Source organism: Streptomyces sp. NPDC059679 (assembly GCF_042734105.1).
In the GTDB taxonomy this organism is placed as follows: domain Bacteria; phylum Actinomycetota; class Actinomycetes; order Streptomycetales; family Streptomycetaceae; genus Streptomyces.
Map to the genome: position 1 here is coordinate 1 of NZ_JBHWES010000084.1, position 24,735 is coordinate 24,735.

Here is a 24,735-nt window from a genome sequence, read left to right on the forward strand (position 1 = left end):
CCTCCGAGGAGGGGCGGGCCGTCGCCGCATGGGCGCGGGACGTCACTTGGCGTCCGCGGCGGAGCCGCTGTCGGCGGCGTCCTTCGCTTCGTCCTTCGACGCGTCCGAGCCCTCTTCGTCCTCGATGACGGGGATCAGCGAGAGCTTGCCGCGCTGGTCGATCTCGGCGATCTCGACCTGGACCTTGGCGCCGACCTTCAGCACGTCCTCGACGTTCTCCACGCGCTTGCCGCCGGCGAGCTTGCGGATCTGCGAGATGTGCAGCAGGCCGTCCTTGCCCGGGAGCAGGGAGACGAAGGCACCGAAGGTGGTGGTCTTCACGACCGTGCCCAGGTAGCGCTCGCCGACCTCGGGCATCGTCGGGTTGGCGATGCCGTTGATGGTGGCGCGGGCGGCCTCGGCGGCCGGACCGTCGGCGGCACCGATGTAGATGGTGCCGTCGTCCTCGATGGTGATGTCGGCGCCGGTGTCCTCCTGGATCTGGTTGATCATCTTGCCCTTGGGGCCGATGACCTCACCGATCTTGTCCACCGGGATCTTGACGGTGATGATCCGCGGCGCGTTCGGCGACATCTCGTCCGGGACGTCGATGGCCTCGTTCATCACGTCGAGGATGTGCAGCCGGGCGTCGCGGGCCTGCTTGAGGGCCGCGGCCAGCACGGACGCCGGGATGCCGTCCAGCTTGGTGTCCAGCTGGAGGGCGGTCACGAACGTCTTGGTGCCGGCGACCTTGAAGTCCATGTCGCCGAAGGCGTCCTCCGCACCGAGGATGTCGGTGAGGGTGACGTAGTGGGTCTCACCGTCGATCTCCTGGGAGATCAGGCCCATGGCGATACCGGCGACCGGGGCCTTCAGCGGCACACCGGCGTTCAGCAGCGACATGGTCGAGGCGCAGACCGACCCCATCGAGGTCGAGCCGTTGGAACCGAGCGCCTCGGAGACCTGGCGAATGGCGTACGGGAACTCCTCGCGGGACGGCAGCACCGGGAGCAGCGCCCGCTCGGCCAGCGCGCCGTGGCCGATCTCGCGGCGCTTCGGGGAGCCGACGCGGCCGGTCTCACCGGTGGAGTACGGCGGGAAGTTGTAGTTGTGCATGTAGCGCTTGCGGGTCTCGGGCGACAGCGTGTCCAGCTGCTGCTCCATGCGGAGCATGTTCAGCGTGGTGACGCCCAGGATCTGGGTCTCGCCGCGCTCGAACAGCGCCGAGCCGTGGACCCGCGGGATCGCCTCGACCTCGGCGGCCAGCGTACGGATGTCCGTGACGCCGCGGCCGTCGATGCGCTTCTTCTCCTTGATCACGCGCTCGCGGACCAGGGTCTTGGTCAGCGACCGGTACGCGGCGGAGATCTCCTTCTCGCGCCCCTCGAACTGCGGCAGCAGCTTCTCGGCGGCCAGGCCCTTGACGCGGTCCAGCTCGGTCTCGCGCTCCTGCTTGCCCGCGATGGTCAGCGCCTGGGCGAGCTCGTCACGGACGGCGGCGGTGAGCGCCTCCAGGACGTCGTCCTGGTAGTCGAGGAAGATCGGGAACTCGCCGGTGGGCTTGGCGGCCTTGGCGGCGAGGTCCGACTGGGCCTTGCAGAGCACCTTGATGAAGGGCTTCGCGGCCTCGAGGCCCGCTGCCACGACCTCCTCGGTCGGTGCCTCGGCACCGTCCTTGACCAGCTGGATGGTCTTCTCGGTGGCCTCGGCCTCGACCATCATGATCGCGACGTCGCCGTCCTCCAGGACGCGGCCGGCCACGACCATGTCGAAGACGGCGTCCTCGAGCTCGGAGTGGGTCGGGAAGGCCACCCACTGGCCCTTGATCAGGGCGACCCGGGTGCCGCCGATCGGCCCGGAGAAGGGCAGGCCGGCCAGCTGCGTGGAGCAGGAGGCGGCGTTGATCGCGACCACGTCGTAGAGGTGGTCGGGGTTGAGCGCCATGATCGTCTCGACGATCTGGATCTCGTTGCGCAGGCCCTTCTTGAAGGACGGGCGCAGCGGGCGGTCGATCAGCCGGCAGGTGAGGATCGCGTCCTCGGACGGGCGGCCCTCACGACGGAAGAACGAACCGGGAATGCGCCCGGCGGCGTACATCCGCTCCTCGACGTCGACCGTGAGCGGGAAGAAGTCCAGCTGGTCCTTGGGGTTCTTGGATGCGGTGGTGGCCGACAGCACCATGGTGTCGTCGTCCAGGTAGGCCACGGCGGAGCCGGCGGCCTGACGGGCCAGGCGGCCCGTCTCGAAACGGATGGTGCGGGTGCCGAAGGCGCCATTGTCGATGACGGCCTCGGCGTAGTGGGTCTCGTTCTCCACCAGGAAAATCTCCTCTTCTGCGTCCCTCGTCCGTGTGACGGAGGAACGGTGGTGGAGCAGCGCCCCTGGCCTTGGTCCGGCGGCCGGGCCGGTCTTCGATCGAAGCCACCGGAATTGCCAGTTCCGGGAGCCACTACCGAGGACCGGCTCCTGTGGCGCCGGTGCCGCAGGGAATGAGGCGCTCCTCCTCGTTCGTTATGGCGTTGTTGGGACCAGACTACAAAGCTTCGCCCGTCCTCACGACGGCTGTGGATATCGACGAGGACGGTGCGTGCGCTGCGCGGGCGTCGGCAGGTCCCGGGGCGCGGCGCCCCGCGCGGGCGTTACGGCTCGTACGGCAGCCGATCCGCGACAGATACGGCAAGCCGATCCGCGGCACGTACGGCAAAGGGAGCGGCCCCCTGTTCCGGGAACCGCTCCCTACCACGGCGTCTTACTTGGCGCCCGCCGCACCGCGGCGGATGCCCAGGCGCTCGACCAGCGCACGGAAGCGCGTGATGTCCTTCTTCGCCAGGTACTGCAGCAGACGGCGGCGCTGGCCGACCAGGAGCAGCAGACCACGGCGGGAGTGGTGGTCGTGCTTGTGGGTCTTGAGGTGCTCGGTCAGGTCGGAGATGCGGCGCGACAGCAGCGCGACCTGGACCTCGGGGGAACCGGTGTCGCCCTCCTTGGTGGCGAAGTCGGCCATGATCTGCTTCTTCGTAGCGGCGTCGAGCGACACGCGGTACTCCTTCAGGGTTCTTCTGTTCAGCCGCCGAGTGCCCCTGGTCTTGGTCTCAGGGGAGCTTCCGTGACTCGGGAGGCGGGGTCCGCTGGGCGCTGTCTCCAGAGTGCTCATACGAGAGCTCCGGGGGCGCGTACACAAACGGCCGTCACACAGCGTACCAGCCGACGGCCATCCGTTTACCCGTCGGCCTCATCTGAAGGCTTCACCCACGGCCCCGCTCCTGCCCCACCCCTGCTTCAGCCGGTCAGGCCCCTGCTTCAGCCGGTCAGGCTGCCTTTAGCTGGTCAGGCTGCCTTTAGCTGGTCAGGCTGCGCGCGGAGGAGTAGACGTCCAGCACGGCCAGGGCGAGGGGCACCAGGGACAGCAGCAGGGCGCTCTCGGCCAGGTCGGAGAAGCGGCCCCAGAACGGGGAGAGCCCCTTCTTGGGAATGATCAGCGCGATACCGGTGATCAGCGCGGCCCCCGCCACGACGGAGGCGGCGAGCCAGATCGTACGGACGTCCAGCGGCCCGCTGTCATGCCGCACCAGCAGCTTGAACATGGCGTCGGCCGGCGGGTTCAGGGACAGCCCGAGCACGAGCAGCCCCAGGCCGACCAGGCCCGCGGCGAGGACGGAGGCGACCTGCGCGGTGTAGCGGAAGAGTCGGGCACGCAGCAGCATCGCGAGGCCGGAGACGAGGGCCAGCACCTGGCCCCAGACGTTGTCGGAGAAGCCGAGCACGGCCGAGGCGCCGACGACGACGGCGGAGCAGCCGCCGACCAGGCCGAGCAGCATCTCGTGGCCGCGGCGGGCCTGGGCGGCGATCCGTTCGGCGTCCACGGGCTCGGGGGCGGGCCCGGACACCGGGTCGAGGTCGTCGTCCTCGGCCGCCGAGCGCGGCGCGGCGTATCCGATGGGCAGCCGGGCGACGCGCGCCGACAGGCCCGGCAGGAACGCGACGGCGCCGATCGCGACGGCGGCGCACACCGCGGCGGTCTCGGTGGGGCTGACCTCGGTGAGGATCGCGCAGAAGGTGGCGAGGGTGCCCACGGTCGAGGCGAAGACCGCGGCGACGAACGGCGCGTCACCGGTCGGCATGGCGACCACCAGGGCGACCGAGACGACGAGGACGGCGACACACCCGAGCAGGAACTGCAGCCGGCCGATGCCCTCGCCCTTGTCCAGGGCGAGCAGCCCCGAGCCCGCGATCATGGCGTGCGGCAGAGCGGCCAGACCGAGCGCGATCGCGGAGGCGCGGTCCTCATAGACCCGCGCCCGTACCCCCGCGAGGGCCGTGAGCAGCACCGCGACGGCGGCGGCGATGATGCCCGGCAGGCCGTGCATATCGTGTTTGAGAGGATCGGCGAACCAAAGCACGAACCCCATGAGGACCAGCAATAGGGAGCCGCCGAACAGCCCGAAGGCACGCAGGAACCGATCGCTCCACAGCGTGCGGTCACGGGTGACGGCGGAGGCGATCGCGTCCGAGACGTCGTCGTAGACGGCGGGCGGCAGCGACTCCGCGAAGGGGCGCAGCGACAGCAGTTCGCCGTCGAGCACCTGCTGGGCGCCCAGCGACAGCGCGCCGTCCAGGACCGTGCCGTCGCGGCGCACCAGGTGGTAGCCGGTGGGAGCGCCCACGGGCTGGGTCTGGCCGGTCAGGCGGAGGATCTCGGGGTAGACGTCGGCGACGGCGATGTCCTCCGGAAGAGCCACATCGATCCGACTGTCGGGTGCGACCACGGTCACCCTGCAGAAGCCGGTCGTGGCGGACGTACTCACCTTAAAGGCCCCCTGTTCGCTGTGGCGCGGCACCGGTACCACCGCGTGCGGCGGCCACCCTACCGGGGCCTGGCAGCTCGTACGTCGGTAGGATCGCCGTCTCGCAGAGGGAGTCCGTCGCCACGGGGGTGCCGGAGAGGAACTGTTCATCTGCGTTGAGGGGTTGAGAGATCCGGTGAGCCAGGTCGTCGTCAAGCGCCAACCGCGGGCTCTCCCGCCCGAGGTGCCGAGCGAGGAACTCCGCCTCGAATCGCCCCCTGAGCTGCCGCGCGGCCAGCAAGAGGGCGTCCTGATGCAGCTGCTGCCCACACTGGGCATGGCTTCGTCGATGGTCTATTTCTTCATGCCCGGCGCCGCGCCGATGATGAAGATCATGGGCGTCATGATGATGTTCTCCACGCTCGGTATGACCGTGGCGATGTTCATCAGGCACCGGCAGGGCTCGCAGGGGCAGCTGGCGGACATGCGCCGCGACTACCTCAAGTACCTCGCGCAGACCCGCCGTACGGTACGGCGCACCGCGCGGGCACAGCGCGACGCCCAGTTCTATCTGCACCCCTCCCCCGACCAGCTGTGGTCGGTCGTGGCCGAGGGCAGCCGGGTGTGGGAACGCCGGGCGAGCGACAACGACTTCGGACAGATCCGGATCGGGCTCGGCTCGCAGCAGCTGTCCACCCCGCTGGTCGCCCCCGACACGGCCGCGGTCGACGATCTGGAGCCGCTGACGGCGGGCGCCATGCAGAAGTTCCTGGCGACCCAGGGGTCTCTGGAACACATGCCGATGGCGGTGTCGCTGCGCGCCTTCTACCACGTGACGGTGTCCGGCGAGCCGGACTCGGTACGGGGCACGGCGCGGGCCCTCGTCGGCGAGCTGGCCACCTTCCACTCGCCCGAGGACCTCGTCATCGCGGTGGTCGCGCCGCGCAGCTCGGCGGCCTACTGGGACTGGACGAAGTGGCTGCCCCATCTGCAGCTGCCGGGCGCGCTCGACGGGGCGGGCTCGCGGCGGCTGTTCAGCGACTCCCTCGCGGAGATCGAGGAGCTGCTCAAGGGGCGCCTGGAGGGACGGTCCCGGTTCAGCAAGGACGCCCAGCCGCTGCTCGACCAGCCTCATCTGGTGGTCGTACTGGACGGTGGAATGGTGCCGCCGGAGTCGGCGTTCGCGGCGCAGGAGGGCTTGCAGGGCGTCACCGTCATCGAGGTGGTGGCGGGCGACCTCGACGAGCTGCGCGGCGGGCTCTCGGTGATCGTACGGCCGGGCAAGCTGGAGCTGCTGTCGCAGGTCGCGGCGTACGACGGGGCCCCGGACTCGCTGTCCCTCGAGGCCGCGGACGCGCTCGCGCGGCAGCTGGCGCCGCTGCGCATGGGCGGGGGCGACGACGACGAACCGCTGCTGGCCAACCTCGACTTCACCGATCTGCTGGGGCTCGGCGACGCGGGCTCGGTGGATGTCTCCCGGACCTGGCGGCCGCGGTCGCTGGCCGAGCGGCTGCGGGTGCCGATCGGGGTCGGCGAGGACGGCTCGCCGGTCATGCTGGACCTCAAGGAGGCGGCGCAGGACGGTATGGGCCCGCACGGCCTGTGCGTCGGCGCCACCGGCTCCGGCAAGTCCGAGCTGCTGCGCACCCTGGTGCTGGGGCTCGCGGTCACCCACTCGTCCGAGACGCTGAACTTCGTTCTCGCGGACTTCAAGGGTGGTGCGACCTTCGCGGGCATGTCGCAGCTGCCGCATGTGGCGGCGGTCATCACCAACCTCGCCGACGACCTGACGCTCGTCGACCGTATGCGCGACTCGATCACCGGTGAGCTGCAGCGCCGCCAGGAGCTGCTGCGCGCGGCGGGCAACTACGCCAACATCCACGACTACGAGAAGGCGCGGGCGGCCGGCGCCCCGCTGGAGCCCGTGGCCTCACTCGTCCTGGTGATCGACGAGTTCAGCGAGCTGCTGACGGCCAAGCCCGACTTCATCGACATGTTCATCCAGATCGGCCGTATCGGCCGCTCCCTGGGCGTACATCTGCTGCTGGCCTCGCAGCGGCTGGAGGAGGGCCGGCTGCGCGGCCTGGAGACCTATCTGTCGTACCGCATCGGTCTGCGGACCTTCTCCGCCGCCGAGTCCCGTACGGCGCTGGGCGTGCCCGACGCGTACCACCTGCCGTCCGTCCCCGGCTCCGGCTATCTGAAGTTCGGCACGGACGAGATGACACGCTTCAAGGCCGCGTACGTCTCGGGCGTGTACCGCACCGGGGCGGCGCCCGCCGACTTCGACGGCACCTCGCTGCCCATCGAGCGCCGGCCGGTCATCTTCACGGCCACCCCGGTCCCGGTCACCTACACCACCCCGGACCCGGCGACCCTCACCACCCCGTCCCGCCAGGAGGACGACGCGCTGGCCGATACGGTCCTCGACGTCATCGTCCGCCGCCTGGAGGGCCAGGGCGCCCCGGCCCACCAGGTCTGGCTCCCGCCGCTGGACGAGGCCCCCTCGCTGGACCAGTTGCTGCCCGCGCTGTCCCCGGTCGAGGGCCGCGGCCTGACCGCGCCCGAATACCCGCGTCTGGGCAACCTCGTCGTCCCGCTCGGCCTCATCGACAAGCCCTTCGAGCAGCGGCGCGACGTGCTCTACCGCGACTTCTCCGGCGCCGCGGGCCACATGCTGGTCGTCGGCGGCCCGCAGTCCGGCAAGTCCACGCTGATGCGCACCCTGATCTCGGCCTTCGCGCTCACCCACACCCCGGCCGAGGTGCAGTTCTACGGCCTGGACTTCGGTGGCGGCGGTATGAGCGCCGTGGCCGACCTGCCGCATGTGGGCGGCGTCGCCTCCCGACTGGACCCGGAGCGGGTGCGGCGCACCATCGCCGAGGTGGCCGGCATCCTGGCCCGGCGTGAGGAGTACTTCCGCGCCAAGAACATCGACTCGATCGGCACCTACCGTCGCCAGCGGTCCCGCGGCGAGCACGCAGAACAGGGCTGGGGCGACGTCTTCCTCATCATCGACGGCTGGGCCAACTTCCGGCAGGAGTACGACATGCTGGAAGGGGTCGTGGCCGATATCGCGGGCCGCGGCCTCGGCTACGGCATCCACATCGTGGTGACCGCTTCCCGCAACATGGAAGTCCGCGCCTCCTTGAAGGACCAGCTCCTCAACCGCCTCGAGATGCGCCTCGGCGACACGATGGACTCCGAATTCGACCGCAAGGTCGCCGCGAACGTCCCCGTGGGCGTCCCCGGCCGCGGCCAGCTCCCCGAGAAGCTGCACTTCATGGGCGCCCAGCCGCGTATCGACTCGGGCAGCGACCCCGAGGAGATCACGGACGCCGCCGGCGAGCTGGTCCGCGCGGTGACCACCAACTGGAACGGCCCCCACGCCCCCCGCGTACGCCTCCTCCCCCGCCGACTCCGCGCCGAGGACCTGCCCAAGGGCTTCGAGTACCCCCAGCAGGGCGTCGCGATCGGCATCGACGAGACCAACCTCGAACCGGTCTTCGTCGACTTCGAATCCGACCCCTTCTTCCTCATCTTCGGCGAGAGCGAATCCGGCAAGACGGCCCTGCTGCGGCTCATCGCCAAGCAGATCACCGAGCGGTACGGCCCGGACGAGGCGAAGATCGTGGTCGGCGACTACCGCCGCTCCCTGCTCGACGTCATCCCCGACACCCACCTCCTGGAGTACGCCCCGATCGCCTCGGCCCTCCAGGTCCACACCACGGCCCTCAACGGCCTCATGGAACGCCGCGCCCCCAAGCCGGACATCACCCCCCAGCAGCTGCGCGACCGCAGTTGGTGGAGCGGACCGCAGTTCTTCATCATCATCGACGACTACGAACTCGTCTCCACCAGCAGCGGCAACCCGATGGCCGTCCTCACCGACAACCTGCCCTTCGCACGCGACGTCGGCATGCGCTTCATCATCGCCCGCAACTCCGCGGGCGCCTCGCGCTCGATGTTCGAGTCCTTCATGCAGCGCATCAAGGAACTCGGTGCCCAGGGCGTCATGCTCTCCGGCGACCCCACCGAAGGCGACCTCCTCGGCGGCGTCCGCCCCCGCCCCATGCCCCCGGGCCGCGGCTTCTTCGTCTCCCGCAAGCGGGGGACGCCGCTGGTGCAGCTGGGGTGGCTGCCGGACCAGTAAGCGCACCCGCTTCGCTCGCGGCGCGGCAAAGCCTGCCGCCGCGAGGCATACGAGCACTCACAGACCTCTGCCCCGGGCCGCTTGGCCCGGGGCAGAGGTCTTTTTTTGCGCGGAGGCCGTTTCGCAACGACGAAACACCCCCTCAGCTCGGCATACGCACGGTCAACTCTCGTAAGCTGGCAGTCACTTGTGACGTTGTCTCAGATACGCGCATGCCACACGCATACCAGGGGAGAGAAGCGTGTCGTTCGAAGAAGAGTGGAGCGAACTTCGCGAATAGGCGACTCGGGGGCAACAAGCCCAGATGCGGCTCAACCACGTCGATGACGGAAGCGGCGGTCGGGGCGTCCCAAGAGGCGGTGGGTCGACACAGCCGGACCTGAAGGTGAAGACCGACGAGCTCGGCAGAATCGGGCACGACGCGTTCCTGCTGCACGGCAGGATCATGTCGGACGGCGGATGGGCCCAGATGACCACGCTCCGGGCCTCCACCGACCTCGTGGAAGGACACCTGGAGACAGGGGCCGCGCTCGGCGAAGCCGACGAAGCATGGCAAACGAAGCTCGGCACCTTGCAGCAAGCCTGTGCCCATATCTCCAATCACCTCGATTTCTCCGCCAAGTCACACGCCAAGGACGACGCGGACCTCGCCTACACGATGCGCGGCATCAACGGCGAACGGCTGACCCTGTCCAAAATCAACAAGTACTTCCACTGAGGAGCTTCAGTGCCATCGTTCGAGGATCTTTATCACCTCAGGCTGAAGTCTCTCGGTGATGCAGTTACCGACTGGACAGAGACGATCAAGAAGCTCAAGACGCTCGCAAAAGACGCCGACGACGGCATGCTGGCCAAGGCGAAGGGCGCCGACTGGCGGGGCAAGAACGCCGGTGTGACCAAGCCCTTTATCGAGAAGACGGCGAAGGAATTTCACGACGCCATCACCGAGGCCACGAGCTTCCGCAACATCCTGCGCGACGCCCACGATGCGCTCAAGATCGCGAAAGAAGATCTCAAGGACCTGGTGCACGAGGCCAGGACTCAGGGCCTCACCGTCAGCGCCGAGGGCGTGGTCGACGTCAAGCCCGCGGACTCGAGCGACAGCGCCAACCCTCCCAAGGGGTCCCAGGCGAAGATCGATGCCATGGTCGCAAAGATCGAGGCCGTGCTCAACAAGGCCGCCTCAGTCGACACAGAGGCCGCTTGGGCACTGAAGACGCTCAGCGACGACTCCTACAACTTCAGCACCACGAAATACGACTCTCTCGACTCGGCGAACAAGATCAAGAAGCAGGAGGCGGTCGCGGACGCCAAGAAGGCCGCGAAACTCGCCGAGAAACTCACCAACGAGCGTGTGGCAAGGAATCCTGATGATCTGAAGGCGCTGAAGAGCCTCCTGCATGAGCATGCGCAAGACCCCGATTTCGATGTCACTTTCTACAAGACACTGGGGCAGGAGAAGGCCCTGAAGTTCTATGCCCATGTCTCGCTGGACTCCACAGGGATGCACGAGAAGACACGCCTCGACCTCGTCCATGCTATCCAGACCGATATGGGCACGATGCTCGGCGTCGCAACGGACAAGGACACCAAGGGGCATCTCGACGCCACATGGATCGACGGCATGCTGCGCGCCGGACGCAAAGGAATCGACGTATCAGATATCGCCGGCTACGACAAAAAGATCTACGGCTATCAGGCGCTGAGCTCGATCATCAGGCACGGTGACTACAGCGATTCCGACCTCCTTACGGCCGTGGGGCGCGACATGGTCGCCATGGATCGCAAAGATCCGGGCGTCTGGACTCGCAATGCACCCTCCAACATGAACATGGCGCTGAACCTCGACAAGAAGGGCGGCAAGGGCTTCGACCCGATCACCGGCCTCATGGAGGCGTTCAGCCACAGCCCGGAGGCCTCCACCGAGTTCTTCAACGAGCCGGTGCGCACGGACACCGACGGCGATGGAATCGTCACCAAGGACGACAAGCCCGTCACGGATTACGACTCCAACTACGACGGCAAGGTCAACAGCGACGACAAGCGTCCCATGAGCATGGTGGATTACATTCTCGATCGCTCCGAGAGCATGGACCCCAGAGACCAGACCGTCGGCGGCGAACCGAGGCCCGCGGTGACCGCGGCAGGCAACGCGCTGGAGGCGGCCAGCACGGGCAGGGTTCCCGGGGACGATGACGCGCCCCTCATGCGCCACAACGAGGCGATGTCCAATGTGGCGGAGAGAATCGTAGAGAAGATCGGTCACAGCCCCGAACTCGTATCGGGGCGAGAGCCGGGCGAGCCCGGCCCGCTCGGCGCTCTCTCCAAGAATTTCGGGAACATCACGGCTGATTACATGGCTGACGTGCAGATGACTATGGAGAACGGCGAGAAACTGATCAAGCCGTTCGGGTATCCGGCGGAATTCGACAAAGCTGACCTCAAGCTATTTCTCGGAGCGGTGGCCCAGGACCCCCAGGCTTACGGAGCAATCACCCAGTCACAACAAGCCTTCACCACGTCGCTCGTCCACGACATCATCAAGGAGAAGGGTGAGCATGTTCTGGCAGAGACCATCGAGCACGCGGTGTGGCCTGGGAGCGAAATCGCCGGAATCATGACTGAAGCACGCGCTGAGGCCATCTATGACAAGCATACAGCCGAGAATGATGCTTTCAATAGCGCGGTCGCAGATAATGCCAAGTGGAGCAATAGGATCTGGGATTTGGTGGGATCGAAGTACGTGGAGATGATCCCCGTGGGTGGCGACCTCATCCAGTGGTACAAGGAAGACACAATCGATGCGGTTGCCGACCGTGCCAAACAGGACACGACCGACGAGGCCCGCAAGGAATCGGTCGCAGCCTACACAAAATCCGAAACGGCCACCAAATCCGCCGCAGAGCGAGCAGTGCGAGCGGCTTGCAAAGGTAGTGGATTGTCTCAGGACTTCATCAACACACTTGCGGGATCAGCCAGTACCAGCGCGGCGTCAGCACATTCTACGGGGCGCACAGGGATGGAGTGAAGGCCAGATGAGTAAGCGCAAAAGAATCACACTAACGCGCTGCATCGGCACGCTGCTGGTTTCATCGGTGCTTGCCGCATGCTCACATGGCGGTTCCGATAAGACAGCACCAAAAGTCCCTAATCGAATCTGCTGGGGCGCATTTCCGGGAGACGAGGTAAGAACGCTCTTGAAACCAGGGTCCCAGCTGAGCGTAGAGGCCAAGCAACCTTTCGATTTATACAGCGGGAAAGTTGACACCAGCTGCATCGTGTACATCGATGGCAACACAGGATTCCTTGCGGCCGCCCGAAGGTTTGACAGTTACACGAGCTGGGGATTCAGAAAAGAGGATTACGATTCCAGGATCCAAGTCGGCCAGGAAGGCATGCTATCCGACAGCGGTGCAGCCTCATACTTCACCTGCAATCGCCCGGCCAATCTACCCCAGGATCGCTGGCATCCAAACTCGGAAAAATACATCATTCTACAGATCGACACATGGGACTCGCCCGGCGATCCCGATAAAAACCGCAAGGCGCTCACCTCCTTGATGCGAAAGTTTGTCCCCTTCGCACAGCAAAAACTCCGTTGCCAGTGACACCACGCACTCACCATTTCCACATCGCGCCGAACTTGGCTGTCTGCGTGGCCGATCCGATTAGCTAACGGGCTCGTGTACGTCGGCATCGGGAGTGTCTAATCAACGGCGGATCTGATGATCAAGGAGACACGTCTGATGACGGAGACCGCCGTGGAGAACGAGCAGGCTGAGCAGGTGGTTCGGGCACCGTCGAGTGCGGTGTCGGACGAGCAACTCGTTGCGATGCTCGTCGACCGGGCCCGGAACGATGGACTGCAGCTGACCGGCGAGGGCGGGCTGTTGCAGCTACTGACCAAGCGGGTGCTCGAGTCCGCCCTGGAAGGCGAGATCACCGACCACGTCGGCTACGAGAAGCACGACCCGGCCGGGAAGAACAACGGCAACAGCCGCAACGGCACCCGGGCGAAGACCGTGCTCACCGACGTCGGCCCGGTGGAGGTGAGGGTGCCACGCGACACCGCCGGCACCTTCGAGCCGCAGATCGTCAAGAAGCGGCAGCGCCGCCTGGCCGGCGTCGACGAGATGGTGCTGTCCTTGTCCGCGAAGGGCCTCACTCACGGGGAGATATCCGCTCATCTCGCCGAGGTCTACGGGGCGGAGGTGTCCAAGCAGACCATCTCCACCATCACCGACAAGGTTATGGACGGCATGGCCGAATGGCAGAACCGGCCGCTCGACCGCGTCTACCCGGTCCTGTTCGTGGACGCCATCAACGTCAAGATCAGGGACGGGCAGGTCGCGAACCGCCCGGTATATGTGGTGATGGCCGTAACCGTGGACGGCACCCGCGACATCCTCGGCATCTGGGCCGGCGACGGTGGCGAGGGCGCCAAGTACTGGCTGCACGTGTTCACCGAGCTGAAGAACCGCGGCCTGGACGACGTGCTCATGCTGGTCTGCGACGGGCTCAAGGGCCTCCCCGACGCCGTGGAGACCGTCTGGCCTCGCACGATCGTCCAGACGTGCGTGGTTCATCTGCTGCGGAACTCGTTCCGTTACGCCGCCCGTCAGGACTGGGACAAGGTCGCCAAGGCCCTTAAGCCCGTCTACACGGCACCCAGCGAGGATGCGGCCACGGAGCGGTTCCTGGAGTTCCAGGAAGCGTGGGGTGGCAAGTATCCGGCGATCGTGAAGCTGTGGTCGGACGCCTGGGCCGAATTCGTGCCCTTCCTCTCCTTCGACGTCGAGATCCGCAAGGTCATCTGCAGCACCAACGCGATCGAGGGCGTCAACGCCCGCATCCGCAAGGCCGTCCGCGCCCGCGGACACTTCCCCAACGAGGCCGCCGCCCTCAAGTGCATCTACATGGCACTGATGAGCCTGGACCCGACGGGGAAGGGCCGCAAGCGGTGGACCATGCGCTGGAAGGCACCCCTGAACGCCTTCCAGATCGCCTTCGAAAGCCGCCTGACCCCGACCAACAACTGACACCTCAACAACCAAGATCAGCCGCTAAGTTGACACACCCTCGGCATCGGCCCCCGTGGTGACGCTCATGCTGCGAGAGAGAGGCTGCACCATCGGCCTGTGCTGTTCGCGGGGTATGCGGATGTGCTCCGCAACCGTCGAGGGCGATACGGGGCTTACTGCCTGGGGATGTAGGGAATTCGCTTTGGCGCGTGAAGCGGCCAAGCCGACACTCGACCCGCCGCCTGAGATCTGTCAGGAGCCCCGGCTCGACGTCGTGATCTGTGGCAATCCGTCCGATGTCGACGATCTGGTGGTCAAGCTTCGGGCTCACGCAGGGGTGTTCAAGGACGGTCAGGGGCAGCTGGATGTCCTGTCGCTGATGGACTGGACGGGGGCCGGCTCGGGGGGGGTCCCGGAAGGCGACGGAGAAGCTTCTGCTGGAGCTGGACTCCGCTCAGACGTACTTCCATGCTGCCGCGAATGCCCTGGACTCTTATGCGGACAGGCTGCGTTCGGTGCAGAAGCGAGTCAAGCCGTTCATTGAGGACGTGGAAGCAGCGCGGGCGGCGTCCAAGGCGTACCCGAAGGACGTCAACGCGTACAACGCCGCTGTGGACCGCAAGGACGACACCCTGCCCGAGCATCCACCGGATGACGATCCGGGGATCGGGGCGCTGGAGGGGGTTACCGCCGTCTGGACAAGCTGGAGGGTGAGCTGCGGCCGGTCATCGACACGGCGAAGAAGGCCTCGGACAAGCCCCCAACGCCGAAAGGCTAGGACAGCGTCAAGAAGGAGTTCGGGGAATTCGTTGGCAGAATGGGCGACACCGTGGGCGAGTGGTACGAAGGTTTCGACAGCCTCGCCGAAGACGGGCAGGACGGTCTCGGCCTCCACCTGGCCGGCGTCCAGCACAGCATCGCCTACGCCGTCGCCCCTCCCAAGGAGTTCGCCAAGGCCGTCACCGACTGGGACGAGTGGCAGCGCAACCCCGCCCGAGCCGCCAGCCAGCTCGCCTCGAACTCCTCCTCGCCCTGGCCACCGGCGGCTCCGGCGCGGTGCGCCGTGGCGGCTCCGTGGCCAAGAACGCCGCCCAGCGCCTGCTCAACCGCGAACGCGGGCTGCGCCGGGACGGCAGCGCCCGCAAACGGACAGACAGCGATCCCCATGGGAACTGCACCCCGGGCACGGAGCGCTGCACGGCCGGTGAGCCGATCGACGTGGCGACCGGCGAGATGGTGATGTCGGCCACCGATGTCCGGTTACCCGGAGTTCCCCCCTAGTGCTGGAGCGCCACTATGTTTCGGGGGCATCCGTGTGGTGGCTGGTTCGGCCGCACCTGGGCCGGGACGCTCGACCAGCATCTGGAGATCGACGACGCCGGGGTCGTCTACGTCACCGACGACGGGATGCTCCTCACGTACCCGGTGCCGGAGCCCGATGGCCCGACGCTGCCCACGTCCGGGGCGCGTTGGCCGCTGTGCTGGGACGGCAAGCCCGACAGCGCCTTCACCGTCACCGTCCCGGAACACCACCGCACGATCCACGAGAGCAACCGCCACCCCATCGCCGTCGCCGACCCATTGGGCCACACCACCCAGGTCGACACCAATGCGACAGGTCCGCCTGCCGCAATCACCGACCCAGTCCGAGTACGACACGCGCTTCCACGCGATCATCACGGACCTGGTCGGCACGCCGACCGAGCCGGTAACCCCTGACCGCACCGTCGCCTGGCAACACCGCACCACCCTGAGGCACCCCTCCCCACCCAACCGGGCGAGGTGGACTGCTCCATCTGGGATGACTTATTCGAGCTTTCTGGGCAGACGATTGAGACCATGGCGACGGTACGCGTGAACGACGACACCCTCCATCTGGATGGTGTCATGGTATTCCGAAGGGAACAGAAGGGCTCAGCCGAGCATCAGTCGGCCCCGATGCGCTCAGGCAGATGAAATACGCTCTGCAACACAAGCACGCGCCGAGGGATGCAGTACCGCTGTGCTCGATTTTGAGCGCCACGCCCCAAAACCGGATGGATCAATATTTAAGCGGCCTGACTCCATAAGTTGCGCGAGCTTGGAAAATCCCCTATCGAGGCGATCTTTGCAGCTTCCCGAGTTCTCGGCCTGTCGCTACCAGAAGCGAAAACCGCTCTCCACCAGAGACTTCATGGCGAGACCAACATGAGAGCCGGCAAAGGATTCAACCTCTCTCAATAATGGCAAAAACAATGTTCTTGACTAATTCATCCGATATGCACTGACACACTGAGGCCCGCCAGCCGCATCCCGGCCGAGCCTCGGCGTGGCGTGACTGCGGACGCCGCCGCCCGAGCCCAGCGACAGCGCCCAAGTTTTCTTTGGACCGCCCCTCCCTACAAAGAACTCGTCCGGATCCACCGCGAGATCGCTGGGGCCATCGCGTTCCCGGTTGCCGAGATAGCCGTCATCCGCCAACGGGTGGACGTGAACCGGTCCCAGAAGGGTGACGCCAAGCAACCCATAAGCTCGCCGCGGCCCTCCCATCGGGTCGTCAGCAGCACGCGGGGGCCCTCAAGGCGCGGGGTGGCCTCCCAGGCGCCCACGCGAGTACCACGGAAGCGCGCTGAGCAGCAGGGTGATCTCACACCACACCTCCTTCGGGTCCGCCCCCATACGGTGCCGCCTCCAGCCGACCGTCAGTCCCGTGACCATGTCCAGTCCGCATCCGTGGTCGCCCCGCTCGGCATTGGGATGGCCGGCACTCCGCGGGTACCTACGCGCGGTCCAGGCGGACAGCATGCCTTCGCTTCGTACGCTTGACCGCTTACTCCCGCCAACTCATGGCCCTGTCAAGGGAATTACGCGGAAACACGGAGCCAACCCTGAGCGAGGTCACCCGCTCGGCCTATACGGTTCTTTTACGCTCAACGTTTTCCCGCAGCCACTCCGAAGCAGTGAAAGCCGAGAGTCGCGCCCTCCGCCGCCGCAGCAGGCACCCTCATCCGAGGGCACAGAACGAGAGGCATCCTCAACTTAACGTGCCGCTAACCCAAGGCACCGGCGAGATGACTTAAAGTGCGAGCCACCACCTCTTGGGTCGCGATCAGTTCATAGCCCATGAATGACATCCATCGTGGAACCCATAGAGACGCGCGCGCGTCTTACCCCGTAAGTTTCCCTTCCGGACACCACTGGTTCGAGCCTCCAGCACGCGGCGTAGTCGGTGCGTCATTCTCCGCAAGGAGAAGCCGTGCACTCAGGGGCCGAAACGCACAAACCGACCGATCGTTCGACCAGTGTGCCCCGAAAGGGGTGAATAACAAGGCACCAGCGTGCTAACTTCGGAAGGCTAATCGCCGTATGCGACGCGCCACTTGATGCCTAGCCATGGGGGAATCATGACCTTTGAGGACGAGTGGTCCAAGCTCCGCACCGACGCCGCGGCGGGGCGGAAGTCCACCCACATGCAGCTCAACCAGACTAACCCCCCTGGTCCGAGCCTTCCTGGAACACTCACCCTGAAGTCGAGCGCGTCCAAGAAGAAGAGCGCCGTCAATGCTTTGACAACCGACGTCGAGCCGGACACGAAGAAGGCCGGCGAGTGCGTCGACGAAACGACCGAGAAGGCCCAGAAGGAGTTCAAGGACTGGGCCACCGGGAGTGGGCTCACCGAGGCCCTCAAGGGCTGGCACACCTCGGTCAAGGCACTTCAAGCACGCCTCTCGCAGGAGAAGTCCGCGCTGAGCGGGACCAACAGGTATTTCCTGGGCAATGACTTCCAGGTTGGGTCGGAGCTCACCACAGCCGTTCCGCCTGCCCAGTACTCGGACAACACTCCGTTCTCGTCTCGTATCTCGGACTACTACCGCTAGGGGGGCTCGTGCTCACTTACCACCAGGTCATGACCATCGACCTGTCCCTCCTCGAGACGGCCGCCACCAAGTGGGATGAGGCCGCCAAACAGTTCGAGGCAGTCCGGAAGATTTACGACAGCAAGGTCAAGTCGGTCGGACTCGACGGGACTTGGAATGGTGTGTCGCTGCTGGTCGCGCGCCCCAACATGCAGGTGACAGACGAGCAGTTCACCGCGGCGCCGAAGGAAGCCCGTGCCATCGCCTCGATCCTGCGGGACGCGCACACCCAGTTCGTCGATTTGCGCGGGAAGGTGAAGTCCGCGGTCGCGGACGCCGTGAAGGCCGGTATGAAGGTCTCGGAGGCCGGCATCGCGAGCTATGACTATGCGAAGGCCAGCGCCTCCGATGCGAATGCCGCGCGTCATGACCCGGATCTGCACAGCACCGAGCAGTCATGGACCCGGTACATCGAAGCGGCGGTCAGGGCGGTCGATGACGCCGACCAGGGCGTGAAGCTCGCCCTCAAGGCGGCGGTGCAGGACCCCAACGTCCTCGACCCGGCGGGCAGCGGGTTCAACGGCAAGGCGGAAGGCGACATCGAGAAGGTCGAGGCCAAGGAAGCCGAAGACCTCGCTACCCGGATCAACTCCGGCGACAAGCTCAGCGACAAGGAGATGGCTGAGTTCCAGCGGCTGTTCCGGGATAACGAGCACAACAAGGTGTTCAGCCAGACGTTCCTGGCCGGCCTCGGCCCCAAGGGCACCATCGATCTGAACCTCAAGTTCAACGACCTGGCCAAGGGCGACGACAAGAAGGACTTCCGCGCCCTCCAGGAAGGCGTGGCCACCTCCCTGGCCACCGCCACCCAGTCCCCCTCCGATCCCTTCTACAAGAAGTGGCGCGAGGACCTGCGCAAAGCGGGTGCGAAGGACTTCGACGGGGGAACGGTCCCGCTCTACGGGTATCAGTCGTTCGTCGAGCTGATGACACACGGAAAGAACTACGGAAAGCAGTTCCTGACCGACGTGGGCAACGACATCATCACTCTGGAGAAGAGCGATGGTCAGGGGACAGGCAGATGGGACTCATGGGTGGGCAACGGACTGGCCCCCCACAAGAACATAGCGACCGATCCGCTCGACACCCTGCTCGGCATCATGAGCCAGCAGCCCGACGTCGCGACATCGTTCCTCGACCCCGGTGCGGACGGCAAGAACGACCACCTGCAGTATCTGCTCAAGGATCGTCATTGGCCGACGACGGCCTCGCCCAACTACATAGGCGTCAGCCACATGGACCTCCCCGGCACCCGTATGGGCTTTGGCGCGGCGCTGGAGGCGGCCGCCACCGGGAACGTCCCGGGCTCTGACCACACCCTCGGCTACCACACCGAGGCTGAGTCCCGGGTGATGCACGACACCATCAAGATCCTCGACGACGGCCGGAAGGGCACCGACGTACACTACAATTTGCGGTCGAACTTGGGCCACATGCTTGTCGACTACACGCCCGAAACCCATGAAATCCTGAGCGGCACTGGTCCGTACATGGACAAGGACGGCGTGTGGCACGACGGCACGGGTGGCAAGGACGCCCATATGTCCGTTCCCAAAGAGAGCCTCACCCGCATCATGCGTGGTGTGGCGGAGGACGGTAAGGCGTTCGGCGAGATGTTCGAAGCTGAGAAGTTCTACTCTGCGGGGACCCTTTCCCAAACCAACTTCAGCGATCCGAACGAACGTGCCGCAGCCATCGAAGGGGCGTCGCACGTCTTCGGCTTCTACGACGGCATCAACTCCGACATTGTTCGCGACGACAAGGACCACGCCGTCGCGCGAGCGAATCACATTCAGACAGCCGAATTCGTCGTCACAGGCGGCATGCAGGCTGCTGCCAGCGCCCTCAAAGGCCAACCCACCGGCTTCATCACGGATGCCGCCTACCGCGTTCTCTACGCGGCCGCCTACGACTGGAAAGAGGACCAGATCGCCCAGGCGAACGCCGCGGCGGCCCAGAAGACCGAGTATCACTTCACCACCGGCCAGAAGCAGGTGAACCATATGGTCGCGGGGTGGGCCCAGGAGAACGGCTACGACAAGGAGACCGGGCTGTCGCGGCACCTCGTCGGCTCCGGGCAGGAGCGTTACGACAGCGCGCGGTCGGAAGCGCTCATTTATCTGGACTGATGAGCCGACGAGCCGATCGTCCGGGCAACCGTTCGGCTTGCTGGCTCACCTGCCTGTGTCTGCCCATCAGCCGCCGGTGGAGGCTTCTGCCTCCCCGGCGGCTTTTGCATATGGCGCAAGAGCCGGTCACTGTTCAGCCGTTCGGCGCCTGTGCGGGACTCCGTAGAACGCCGATGGGGTGGGCGGCGGTGTAACCGCTGCCCACCCCATCGCGGAGGCAAATCGCTCAGCTCAGTAGCTCACGCTGAACAGCTTCGACGCCTTCACGTCCGTCGCGTGGTACGCGTCCTTGCCCGACTCGACCAGAGTCGCGACCTTGGTCACGAGAGCCTGGATGTGGTCGGCGCGGGCCTGGAACTGCTTCTCGGCCGCGAGCATGGCCTGGTGAGCCTCACCCTCCCAGCCCGCGGTGACCTTCTTCACAGCCCCCTGGATGTCCTGCATCTCCTTGCGGACGTTGCCGGCCGCCGTGCGGAGCTGCGTGGCGAGCTGCAGTACCGACTCGTAGTCGACGAGAATTCCGTCTGGTGTGGACACTTGTCCCCCAACTCGATAGTTCTGTATGCGTTGTTGTTGGTCGCTGAAGGGGTGCCACTGTGCCATCAAGCACCCCTTATTGCATGGCTTAGAAGCCGTCGACCTTCGAGTACGAAGTGATCGGGGCGTCGGTGCCAGCACCGAGGCCGCCCACGCCGCTGCCCGGGGTGATGTGTCCGCCAGCGGCAGCGCCGTTGACGTCGATGCCCTTCAGCTGACTGGCGATGTCGTCGTCGTTCGCGCCACTGGCACGGTGGGTCAGGGCCACGGCCTCACGGATGCCGTCGACCAGGCGGCGGACGGCGTCGTGGTCCTGCTCCAGGTCCATCTGAGCCTTCTTGAAGGCGCCGGCGCCCTGCCCCTGCCAGCCCGAGTCCACCGTGGCGAGGATGTCCGCCATGAGCTTCATGTTGCTGGCGAATCCCTGGATGGACTGGTCGAGCTCATTCGTGAATATCCGGAACGCGTCATCGCTAACCCGCTGCTTGCTCATTTTCCACCTTCCCCCATGAAGTGTTGGTGAGTTGACATGGGGTTTCGCTCTTCAACTCACCGCTGTGCGCGAATCCCTTGGGATTCATCGTACTGCTTACAGGTGTCCTACACATTGTAGTAAGCGTCCGCAACACCTCGCTCAACGTTCACGGTTATTTCATTTGTTGAACGAGAGCTCAGTGCTCGGCAGCACCCCAGCTCCCTGGGGGTGTCTTGGCGAAGTACCCAGTCCGGCACCTGGCAGTGGCAGCTGGTCATAGGCCAACCGATGCGCTGCCGCGGCGACGGACTAGCACGATGGCGACGGCGGCCGCGAGGAGTACCGCGATACCTACGCCAATGGCGATCCAGAGGGTACTGCTGTTGTCGTCGTTTTTCTTGGACTCCGCGACGGTTTTATTGTCGCCTTTTTTGTCGTCGGTGGCCGTGGGCGTCGACTGTGGGTCGGAGCTCGGGGACTTGGAAGCGGAGGCCGATGCGGAGGGGGCCGGCTTCGTCGCACCCTCGCGGGCCAGGAGAGGGTTGACGTTGGCTGGGCCGGGGTCTCCCTCTCCGTCCAGGAGGACCTTGCGGGGGCGGATGGAGCCGTAGCCGACGTAGGAGCTTGGGATTTCGCCGCTTTCGGGTTTCGCGGCGGTCTGCATCATGACGCGGAGGACTTGGTTGTTGGTCCACTTGGGGTGCTTGGACCAGATGAGGGCGGCGGAGGCAGAGGCGATGGCAGTGGCTTGACTAGTACCTCGGGACATGCACATGCTTCCGGCTTTCGTCAGACAATGCCCGACGATCTCGCTGCCCACCGCGACCAAGGCAACCTGATTCCCAGTGGTTGAAAATTTGGCTGCCTTGCCCTCGCGGTCAATCGCGCCAACTCCAACCACACCACGCAGAGACGCGGGGAACTCTGCCGAGTTAGCCGCATCTCCTGTGTTCCCGACAGCAGCGAATACCAACGCTCCCTTTTTGAGCGCATAATCCACGGCATGCTGAGTTTCGTTGAACTGGGAGGGAACTCCAGCTGATCCAAGCGAGATGTTCAGGACTCGCGCACCGTGATCAACAGCATACCGAATAGCTTTGGCCATGAGCGGCCCAGCGACGTCCGAGCCACTCACCATCGCTTTGATTGGCAGTACCTTTGCCCCGGGTGCCAGTCCTTGAATCCCATCGCCAGCTCCCGTACCCGCGATCAGCGCAGCCATGTTGGTCCCGTGGCCGTTTTTGTCCTCACGGACATCTGTCGGTGTACGGGATACATCCACCCCCTTCAAGACCTGACCGCGCAACTCAGGAACCTCTGCATTCACGCCCGTGTCAATCACGGCAACCGTGATGCTTTTCCCTTTACTCACGCCCCACATGCCTTCGGCCTGCATCGCATTCAGATACCACTGCTGAGAGCTGACATCCTGTGCTGCCGCCGAGGATGCAGAGCCAATCAGCGGAATGAGCCCGACACCGAACGACGCCAGAGCCGACAAGGCCCGCTGACGCAGCTTGGAGTTCGCCCGTGGCATGTGGAGTGGTCTCCTCAAAAGTTTCGGAGGGTGCGAGTTGAACTACTCGATGACAGGCGGAACGGTGTTGCGCCGCCCACCGGACCACGTCTCTTCATCCTCTTCAAGGTAGCCAGGCCTGGTCCCGTGAGTGCGCTGACCACCATTAGCCGGCACACTTCCGGAGTGCGGTGCCACCCCAGGGCTCTGGATCCCGCGCACGAGCCCCGAACCCCCCTGAGTGAACTCGGAGCGCCCCTCACGTGGGACACGCGGCCCTCCCGTGACACCGCCAGGCTCCGACGTCAACCGTCGGCCCGAGCTTGTGCCGCCGGGAGTGTGCGCACTGCCGTCGACCGGGTGAGCTCCCGCGCTCAGAGGTCCACGAGGCAGAACACCGCGCTCCTCCCCCACAACCATGCTGCGCGGCAGACTCCGCCCAGGCGGGTTCGTCCCCTTCGGGCGGTCAACCATGCCTCCCGGCTCCGTCACAAGTCGTCGTCCGGAACCGCTGGCCGTAGTGGGGGTGGGGCCGTGAAGGAAATGACCGCCCGGTCCGACGGGGCCACGTGCCATCGGGGCATGCGGTTCCTCACCGACCACCATGCCACGCGGAATCCGAGGAGCGTTGGTCGGCCCGACGGTGCGCTTTCCTCCGACAATTCCATCGTTCGTCGGAATACGCGGGGTCAGACTCGACGTCCGCGGTGTGCTTGGTGCGGTCGGGGGGAGCTTGCCCAGCTGTCCGGGTCCAGGGATCGGTGCAGTTCGACCAACAGACGGAGCAGTGGGGATGACCGGCCTCGGCCCAGGGAGGCCGGGGGCCGGAGGCATCGAGGGCCCCTGCGACGGCACGTTGGGAACGTCGGGCATCGGATGAAGAGTGCTGGGCCTGTTGATCGTGTCCGGCGCCGGCGGGACCTTGACGGAGTCAATCGCAGTGTTGGTCGGATCCGGGACGCCCACTCCCGGGATCACGCTGCCGCCGTTCGGGGTCACAGGTGTGTGGGGGCTCACCTCAGCCGGGTGTACTGGCGCAGCCTTCGGGCCTACCGCAATGTGGTCAGAAGCGGACAGCGACGTAGCATGAGGAACGCCTCCTCCGCCGCCCGCTGCGTATGACGCCGTTCCCGTCCCAGGGATGGCGCGTTCGCCGCCAGCGTCGCTCGGAACGAAATCAGGTGGCAGGACCGGGAAGTTCGGCTCTTCAAGCCCCGAAATATCGGTCTGTGCCGTCGTGTAGTAAGAGTCCAGCTTCTCGATCTGCTTGATGGCCTCTTGACGGTTGGGCTCGGCATTCTTCAGCCGAGCCTTCTCCTTCTCCTCGTCCGCGTAGCACATCGTGTCCGGCTTCGGCATAGCCGACTTGACGTCTGACAACCCTTGACCGGCGATGCTCATGTTCGTGCCGACGAGCAACGTGTAGTCAGCCATCTTGCGGGTCTGCTTGGACATCTCCTCGACCCACGTACGGAAAGACTCGCTTCCCGTGCCCTTCCACTTGACGTTGTCGGCATGTGCGAGCATCTCGTCCGCAATGCCGTCCAAGTCGGTATACGCGGTCATCAGCGCAAGTCCCGCGTCGCTCAACTGAGTCGGGTTGGAGGCCCGCACCATCTCGTAGAGCTCATAGTGGCTGGCGCTTTCGAACTTCCCGGACTTCCCCTCACCCATCTGCTTCTACCCCCTCAAAGTGCATCCGGGCCGACAGACTTGGCGCCGTGTGGCGTGGTGTCCCCTATCACCGGCTTGCCGGTCTTGGGGTCACGATAGTTCTTCATCGACTCGGCTTGGATCTGCTGCAAGCGGCGCCTCTGCTCAGCGTCAACGCCATCGATTCCCTTTTCGGCAATCAGTGCCGCAATACCCATCGCCTCAAGTTGATCACCAAAGATCTTGGACCAGCTCTTGAGCTTCTCGTGAACCTGATCGTAAAGCTTAGACAAATCGTCAGCAGAGCTGATCTTGCCCCCGTACGAAGCCCTGGTGATTGTTTGCTCGTCAATCTTCTTCTTGGACGCCGGCGACTTCTCAAGTTCGGACAAAACCTTGTCAATCCGGCCCTTGAACTTGGCCAAGGTCTCGGCTTCCTTGGCCATGCTCTTGCCGAACGGCGACTGTGGAGCCGGACCGCCTGGTTCGACTGGTTTCGCCATCGCATCCTCCCCGTATGACACCCACGATGCCCTAAGCCACTCTAGTGGTCTCACCAGTGCGGCCCAACTAGCATATGGTCAAACTAACT

At 65.4% G+C, this 24,735-nt stretch carries 15 protein-coding genes and 1 pseudogene; 9 read left to right on the forward strand and 7 right to left on the reverse strand.

What is annotated here, in order from left to right; all coding sequences use genetic code 11:
• Nucleotides 1-42: 42 nt before the first annotated feature.
• From ACFV2X_RS48560 to eccD, 3 genes are all read right to left on the reverse strand, one after another.
• A complete protein-coding gene (locus ACFV2X_RS48560; protein WP_385629085.1) occupies nucleotides 43-2,295 on the reverse strand; it encodes a polyribonucleotide nucleotidyltransferase in 2,253 nt (750 codons plus the stop codon).
• A 433-nt stretch (nucleotides 2,296-2,728) separates the two neighbouring features.
• A complete protein-coding gene (gene rpsO / locus ACFV2X_RS48565) occupies nucleotides 2,729-3,016 on the reverse strand; it encodes a 30S ribosomal protein S15 (protein WP_014175967.1) in 288 nt (95 codons plus the stop codon).
• Nucleotides 3,017-3,317: 301 nt separating this feature from the next.
• Nucleotides 3,318-4,784 (reverse strand): type VII secretion integral membrane protein EccD, encoded by a 1,467-nt coding sequence (gene eccD, locus ACFV2X_RS48570; protein ID WP_089510714.1) that lies wholly within the window; start codon nucleotides 4,782-4,784, stop codon nucleotides 3,318-3,320.
• A gap of 175 nt (nucleotides 4,785-4,959) precedes the next feature.
• On the opposite strand from eccD, the gene eccCa reads away from it, so the two are divergent.
• The 9 genes and pseudogenes from eccCa to ACFV2X_RS48615 all read left to right on the forward strand — a co-directional run bounded on the left by eccCa (nucleotide 4,960) and on the right by ACFV2X_RS48615 (nucleotide 19,962).
• On the forward strand, nucleotides 4,960-8,916 hold the full coding sequence (gene eccCa, locus ACFV2X_RS48575) for a type VII secretion protein EccCa (RefSeq protein WP_385629089.1): 3,957 nt from the start codon (nucleotides 4,960-4,962) through the stop codon (nucleotides 8,914-8,916).
• A 304-nt stretch (nucleotides 8,917-9,220) separates the two neighbouring features.
• Nucleotides 9,221-9,634, forward strand: a complete 414-nt coding sequence (locus tag ACFV2X_RS48580) for a hypothetical protein (protein ID WP_385629090.1) — start codon at nucleotides 9,221-9,223, stop codon at nucleotides 9,632-9,634.
• 9 nt (nucleotides 9,635-9,643) lie between these two features.
• A complete protein-coding gene (locus ACFV2X_RS48585; RefSeq protein ID WP_385629092.1) occupies nucleotides 9,644-11,944 on the forward strand; it encodes a hypothetical protein in 2,301 nt (766 codons plus the stop codon).
• A gap of 7 nt (nucleotides 11,945-11,951) precedes the next feature.
• The gene (locus ACFV2X_RS48590; protein ID WP_385629094.1) at nucleotides 11,952-12,524 is read left to right on the forward strand and encodes a hypothetical protein; all 573 of its coding nucleotides are present in this window, start codon (nucleotides 11,952-11,954) and stop codon (nucleotides 12,522-12,524) included.
• 225 nt (nucleotides 12,525-12,749) lie between these two features.
• Entirely contained in the window at nucleotides 12,750-13,955 is a 1,206-nt protein-coding gene (locus ACFV2X_RS48595; RefSeq protein WP_385629146.1) for an IS256 family transposase, read from the forward strand.
• 488 nt (nucleotides 13,956-14,443) lie between these two features.
• Entirely contained in the window at nucleotides 14,444-15,145 is a 702-nt protein-coding gene (locus ACFV2X_RS48600) for a hypothetical protein (RefSeq protein WP_385629148.1), read from the forward strand.
• A pseudogene (locus tag ACFV2X_RS48605) lies at nucleotides 15,036-15,656 on the forward strand (DUF6531 domain-containing protein). Before ACFV2X_RS48600 ends, ACFV2X_RS48605 begins: the two are co-directional and overlap by 110 nt.
• A gap of 1,664 nt (nucleotides 15,657-17,320) precedes the next feature.
• Entirely contained in the window at nucleotides 17,321-17,794 is a 474-nt protein-coding gene (locus tag ACFV2X_RS48610; RefSeq protein WP_385629096.1) for a hypothetical protein, read from the forward strand.
• A gap of 29 nt (nucleotides 17,795-17,823) precedes the next feature.
• A complete protein-coding gene (locus tag ACFV2X_RS48615) occupies nucleotides 17,824-19,962 on the forward strand; it encodes a hypothetical protein (RefSeq protein WP_385629099.1) in 2,139 nt (712 codons plus the stop codon).
• A 231-nt stretch (nucleotides 19,963-20,193) separates the two neighbouring features.
• Here the strand turns inward: ACFV2X_RS48615 and ACFV2X_RS48620 are convergent, their stop codons facing one another.
• The 4 genes from ACFV2X_RS48620 to ACFV2X_RS48635 form a co-directional block, all read right to left on the reverse strand.
• Nucleotides 20,194-20,499 carry a WXG100 family type VII secretion target gene (locus ACFV2X_RS48620; protein WP_358646122.1) on the reverse strand — a complete coding sequence of 102 codons (306 nt, stop codon included), beginning with the start codon at nucleotides 20,497-20,499 and terminating at the stop codon, nucleotides 20,194-20,196.
• Between the two features lie 88 nt (nucleotides 20,500-20,587).
• Nucleotides 20,588-20,992, reverse strand: a complete 405-nt coding sequence (locus ACFV2X_RS48625; RefSeq protein WP_385629101.1) for a WXG100 family type VII secretion target — start codon at nucleotides 20,990-20,992, stop codon at nucleotides 20,588-20,590.
• Nucleotides 20,993-21,248: 256 nt separating this feature from the next.
• Nucleotides 21,249-22,511 carry a type VII secretion-associated serine protease mycosin gene (gene mycP, locus ACFV2X_RS48630; RefSeq protein ID WP_385629103.1) on the reverse strand — a complete coding sequence of 421 codons (1,263 nt, stop codon included), beginning with the start codon at nucleotides 22,509-22,511 and terminating at the stop codon, nucleotides 21,249-21,251.
• 1,667 nt (nucleotides 22,512-24,178) lie between these two features.
• Nucleotides 24,179-24,646, reverse strand: coding sequence for a hypothetical protein (locus ACFV2X_RS48635; protein ID WP_385629106.1), 468 nt, complete (start codon nucleotides 24,644-24,646; stop codon nucleotides 24,179-24,181).
• Between the last annotated feature and the right edge of the window lie 89 nt (nucleotides 24,647-24,735).

What these genes read in the sequence shown, in the direction of transcription:
- ACFV2X_RS48580 (WP_385629090.1), top strand. Translation starts at nt 9,221, where the DNA reads ATGCGGCTCAACCACGTCGATGACGGAAGCGGCGGTCGGGGCGTCCCA.
- ACFV2X_RS48590 (WP_385629094.1), top strand. Translation starts at nt 11,952, where the DNA reads ATGAGTAAGCGCAAAAGAATCACACTAACGCGCTGCATCGGCACGCTG.
- ACFV2X_RS48595 (WP_385629146.1), top strand. Translation starts at nt 12,750, where the DNA reads ATGCTCGTCGACCGGGCCCGGAACGATGGACTGCAGCTGACCGGCGAG.
- ACFV2X_RS48610 (WP_385629096.1), top strand. Translation starts at nt 17,321, where the DNA reads ATGACCTTTGAGGACGAGTGGTCCAAGCTCCGCACCGACGCCGCGGCG.
- ACFV2X_RS48615 (WP_385629099.1), top strand. Translation starts at nt 17,824, where the DNA reads ATGACCATCGACCTGTCCCTCCTCGAGACGGCCGCCACCAAGTGGGAT.
- ACFV2X_RS48625 (WP_385629101.1), bottom strand. Translation starts at nt 20,992, where the DNA reads ATGAGCAAGCAGCGGGTTAGCGATGACGCGTTCCGGATATTCACGAAT.
- mycP (WP_385629103.1), bottom strand. Translation starts at nt 22,511, where the DNA reads ATGCCACGGGCGAACTCCAAGCTGCGTCAGCGGGCCTTGTCGGCTCTG.
- ACFV2X_RS48635 (WP_385629106.1), bottom strand. Translation starts at nt 24,646, where the DNA reads ATGGCGAAACCAGTCGAACCAGGCGGTCCGGCTCCACAGTCGCCGTTC.